3 protein-coding genes and 1 pseudogene are annotated in these 4,529 nt (G+C 42.1%); 1 reads left to right on the forward strand and 3 read right to left on the reverse strand.

Annotated features, from left to right (window positions below; translation table 11 throughout):
- Positions 1-417, forward strand: a pseudogene (locus LD39_RS23020) (hypothetical protein); the annotation flags it as partial.
- Between the two features lie 391 nt (positions 418-808).
- Here the strand turns inward: LD39_RS23020 and LD39_RS05800 are convergent.
- The 3 genes from LD39_RS05800 to proC form a co-directional block, all read right to left on the reverse strand.
- Positions 809-2,071 carry a glutamate-5-semialdehyde dehydrogenase gene (locus LD39_RS05800; protein WP_035543888.1) on the reverse strand — a complete coding sequence of 421 codons (1,263 nt, stop codon included), beginning with the start codon at positions 2,069-2,071 and terminating at the stop codon, positions 809-811.
- Positions 2,072-2,091: 20 nt separating this feature from the next.
- A complete protein-coding gene (gene proB, locus LD39_RS05805) occupies positions 2,092-3,222 on the reverse strand; it encodes a glutamate 5-kinase (protein ID WP_035543889.1) in 1,131 nt (376 codons plus the stop codon).
- Between the two features lie 62 nt (positions 3,223-3,284).
- The gene (gene proC, locus LD39_RS05810) at positions 3,285-4,127 is read right to left on the reverse strand and encodes a pyrroline-5-carboxylate reductase (RefSeq protein ID WP_035543890.1); all 843 of its coding nucleotides are present in this window, start codon (positions 4,125-4,127) and stop codon (positions 3,285-3,287) included.
- Positions 4,128-4,529: the final 402 nt, after the last annotated feature.

A 4,529-nucleotide genomic window follows, 5' to 3' on the forward strand; every position in this document is an offset into this window, starting at 1 on the left:
AATGGTGTGAAAGATATATTTCCTGATCCATTTTTGCAAGTCGAGCACCAAACGATGCAGTTTTCGCGCTGGCTTGGCTTGCTTGGATTTCCTGATGTACCTATTTTCTCCCTGATTGTCGTAGCAAACTCCAAAACTATCATCAAAACGTATGGCAAAGACGCCGCACATTTGAAAAAGAGAATTGTAAGGCCAAAGAATTTGGTTTCGCAAATAGAGAAGGTTAAAAGCAAAGTTTCTGATAATAAGTTGGAAGAGTCAGAAGTTCAAATGCTTGCGGATCACATAAGAAGGAAGCATGTGCCTTTTAAAGCGTCGATGATGAATCGTTATCGCTTAACGATGGAGGATCTGATACTTGGCGTGCAGTGTCCGGAATGTTCTCGTTTCAGTATGGAAAGAAAGCGAGATCACTAGAGGTGTGTTTGGTGCGGTGAGAAATCTGTGGATGCTCACTTACGAACGTTAAAAGATTATCAGTTGTTAATCGGTAAGGAGATAACAAATGTAGAGTTTCGTAAGTTTGCGCAGATCAAGACAGAGTATATCGCACGAAGACTATTATTAGAGAATTCATCTTCGTACTCGGGTACTACAAGAAATAGGAAATACACAATAAAAGGATATATTTGAGAATGGGCACGCGTTATTTTAGAATTTGCTGTCGTTATTTAAGAATAAGGTGGAGTTTTTTAAGAATGCCTCCTAGTTATTTCACAATCAATCTTCGCTTTTTAAGAATAACCACCCCCACCAAACAAAAAAAGAAGGGAAACTATGAGGAGTTTCCCTTCTTAACTCAATCTATTTATCGAATTTGGCCAGTACCTTTCATAAGGAACTTGACTGTTGTCAACGCAGGTAGACCCATTGGTCCACGCGCATGAAGTTTTTGGGTGGAAATACCGATCTCTGCACCGAATCCAAGCGCTCCACCGTCAGTAAAGCGGGTAGATGCATTGTGATAAAGGGCTGCAGCATCGACAAGGGCCATGAACTTCTCAGCAGCTTCTGCATTTTCTGTAATGATTGCTTCTGAGTGCTTCGTGCCGTAAGTTTCAATGTGAGTGATCGCATCTGTCAGAGTATCAACAACTTTTACTGCAATATCTGTGCTAAGGTATTCATTCGCCCAGTCTTCTTCTCCGGCTAGAACGGCACCAGGAATGACTTCCAGCGCTCGTTCGTCACCGTGGACATTGATGTTGTTTTCTTTAAGAGCTGCAATCAACTCGTCACTGTGAGCAGCTAACCATTCTTTGTGCACAACGAGAGTTTCCGCAGCGTTACATACCGCTGGACGGTCTGTCTTCGCATTGACAAGAATGCTGATCGCTTTTTCAACATCTGCATCTTTGTCGACATAGATGTGGCAGTTACCAACACCTGTTTCAAGTACAGGAACCGTTGCGTTTTCTACTACTGCCTGGATCAACTTGCCGCCACCACGAGGAATCAACACGTCGATGTGCTCTTTCATCGTGAATAGTTCATTCGTTGCTGCACGGTCTGTAGAAGCGATAAATTGCACAGCTTCTTTCGGAATCTTCGTTTCAGCAAGACCACGGTGCATTACTTCGACGATCGCCTGGTTAGAGTTGATGGCAGAAGAACCGCCTTTCAGTACGATGGCATTCCCAGATTTAAGGGCAAGACCAGTCGCATCAACCGTTACGTTCGGGCGTGCTTCATAAATCATACCGATAACGCCAAGTGGAACGGTTACTTTTTCAACTTTTAGACCGTTCTCAAGAGTCCAATCAGATAGCTTCTGTCCAGTTGGATCTTCCAGTTCAGAAACTTCTCGTAGACCTTGAGCAAAGTCAGCGATTCTTTCTTTGGATAGGGATAAACGATCCATGAATGCGTCCGTGAAACCTTTTTCACGACCGTTTTCTAAGTCTTTTTCATTTGCTGCGAGGATCGTTTCATATTCACGCTCAAGAACATCAGCAAGGTGAAGAAGCGCTTCGTTTTTCTCCTCTTTGGAAAGGATCATCAATTTCTTGGAAGCTTTCTTCGCTTCAATTGCTTGTGCTTCAACGTTCACATTACTTTTTGTCAGTGTCATCAAAGACCTCCTTGAAAATTTTAAACGCCTACAGGCATAGAAACTTCTAAGTGACAAACGAAATCTTTCCGTTCAATAGCGGCTTTTTCATAAGATTCAAGTTCTGGTTCAGTCAGCCCGATCATTTCTTTCATTTCATCTGAAGAGTAATTTACGACACCAAGGCCAATTTCTTCTCCTTGCAGGTCGTGAATACGGACGACAGCGCCTTTTTTGAAGCGTCCTTTAACGTGATGGACGTTCATTGGCAATAAGCTTTTCTTCATTTCAACGATAGATTCTTTCGCACGGTGGTCAATAATGACTTCACCTTCTGGACCGGAGTTGAATGCGATCCATTGTTTTTTCTGGTCGAGATTTTCCTGTTCGGGCGTGGTTTCAAAGTACGTTCCAGTGGCATTGTGATACACTGCATCGTAAACGATGTCAGGTGTACCCGCTTTTCCTAAGAAGGACGAAATACCGGATGCCATAGCGATTTTGAAAGCATCAATCTTAGATTTCATACCGCCTGTGCCAACCGCACTTCCTGGGTCGCCAGCTGCTGCTTCGATTTCTGGGGTGATTTCGTGGACTTTATCGAGAAGCTGTGCATCCTTATTTTTCCTTGGATCGTCATCATAAAGCCCGTCAATATCAGAAAGGATGATTAATTGATCAGCATCGACAAGTCCAGCTACTTTTGCAGATAGAGTATCGTTATCACCGAATTTCAGGCGATCGATCGTGATCGTATCATTTTCATTGACAATTGGGATAATTCCGCGTTCAAGCAATACGTTGATGGTATTACGTGCATTGTTGTAACGAGCTTCATCGGAAAAATCACTGCGGGTAATTAAGATTTGTGATCCGTTATAGCCGTGGGACAAGAATAGGTCTGAATAAGTTTCCATTAACAATCCTTGACCGATGGATGCGGCTGCTTGTTTTTCAGGCAATGCTTCTGGACGTTCCAGGCATCCTAGACGGCGATACCCTGCCGCTACAGCACCTGAAGATACAAGTAAAACTTCGTGGCCGTCGTCTTTTAAACGGACGACTTCATCTACTAATTTTTCTAATTTACGGCGGCTTACTTCACCGTGCGCACTTGTCAGGGAACTACTCCCTATTTTTATTACTACCCTTTTTTTATCATTACTCAACATATCACTCCTATTTAGCTTTTTCGCTTCATGTTCTTTATCCGTTCAATTAACGTATATCTATTTTATTTACTTCCGACTAATAGTCCTTCTAATTCTGCGCTTAGCTCCTTCGAACGACTTGCTGCACCTTTGATGGCTGCTGAGATCGCTTGGCCTCCGCCATTTTGATCAAGAGCATCCAAACCAGCTGCTGTCGTTCCATTCGGAGAGGTTACATTTTCTCTAAGTTCCGTTGGGCTTTCATCTCGTTCGAGCATCATTTTCGCTGCACCCAGCAACGTCTGTGCACCGATTTCACGTAATGTTTCACGGTCCATTCCTTCCGCGCGACCTGTTTCTTCGATGTGTTCCATCAAATAATAGAAGTAAGCCGGTCCGCTTCCAGCGATTCCAGTAAATACGTCCATTTTTTCTTCATCAATAACAAAGACTTCACCGATGGCACGAAGCAATTCTTTCGCAACCATCACATTATCCATATCTGCGAATCGACCAGGGCTGATTGCCGTAGCAGATTCTCTCAACATGCTGGAAGTGTTAGGCATAACGCGAATCACTTGCTGCTCATCATTCAAGCGGTCTTCCATATAAGAAGTAGAAATTCCTGCTAATACAGAAACAAGTACTTGATTTGGTTGTAATTTATCTTTTAAGTCTGCCAGTACAGCGTCGATATCTTTCGGCTTCATCGCCAGGAAGAATTGATCAACTTCAGAAAAATCCAATTCATCTTTCAAGACTGTACGCACACCATATTTATTGTGAATTTCATTTAAACGATCTTGATTACTTCGGTTGGTTACGATGATTTGTTCTGCCGGAATGCTTCCTGATTCAACCATTCCTGAAATCATCGCTTCAGCCATAGAGCCTGCACCTAGAAAAGCAATCTTTTGAGTGATCATATTGGGTTCATCTCTCCCGTTCGTTTTTTTGTTCGTATTTTTTGTTCGCTTTTTCAATGACGTTAATCATCATAACACTGGCAAAAATTGAATCAAGGGCTTTTTTGCAAGTCGGGTCTATATAAGCCAATTAGTTAGTGTAAACGGTTTCAGTGAGAGATATTTACTTATGAGGACGTCTCATCGCAAATAATTGCGTCTCAGGAAAATATTTGGAGGTTTAATTTTTGAGAAAAGACGGAGAAAACCCAAAAAAGGTAATAGCTTGAATGTTCTGAAAAGTCTGTTATATAGAGGTTCCCGACTATCTTTTTCATATAAAAAAGCTATGCCGACCAATAAGATCGACATAACTTTTTTTATTATCCTTCATTGATAAAGTGATTAAATTTCGCTAGTTGT

The organism is Halobacillus sp. BBL2006, from assembly GCF_000786645.1.
Lineage (GTDB): Bacteria > Bacillota > Bacilli > Bacillales > Halobacillaceae > Halobacillus.

Bases quoted from the DNA above. Each gene is read 5' to 3' on its own strand.
- LD39_RS05800 (WP_035543888.1), bottom strand. From the start codon at position 2,071: ATGACACTGACAAAAAGTAATGTGAACGTTGAAGCACAAGCAATTGAA.
- proB (WP_035543889.1), bottom strand. From the start codon at position 3,222: ATGTTGAGTAATGATAAAAAAAGGGTAGTAATAAAAATAGGGAGTAGT.
- proC (WP_035543890.1), bottom strand. From the start codon at position 4,127: ATGATCACTCAAAAGATTGCTTTTCTAGGTGCAGGCTCTATGGCTGAA.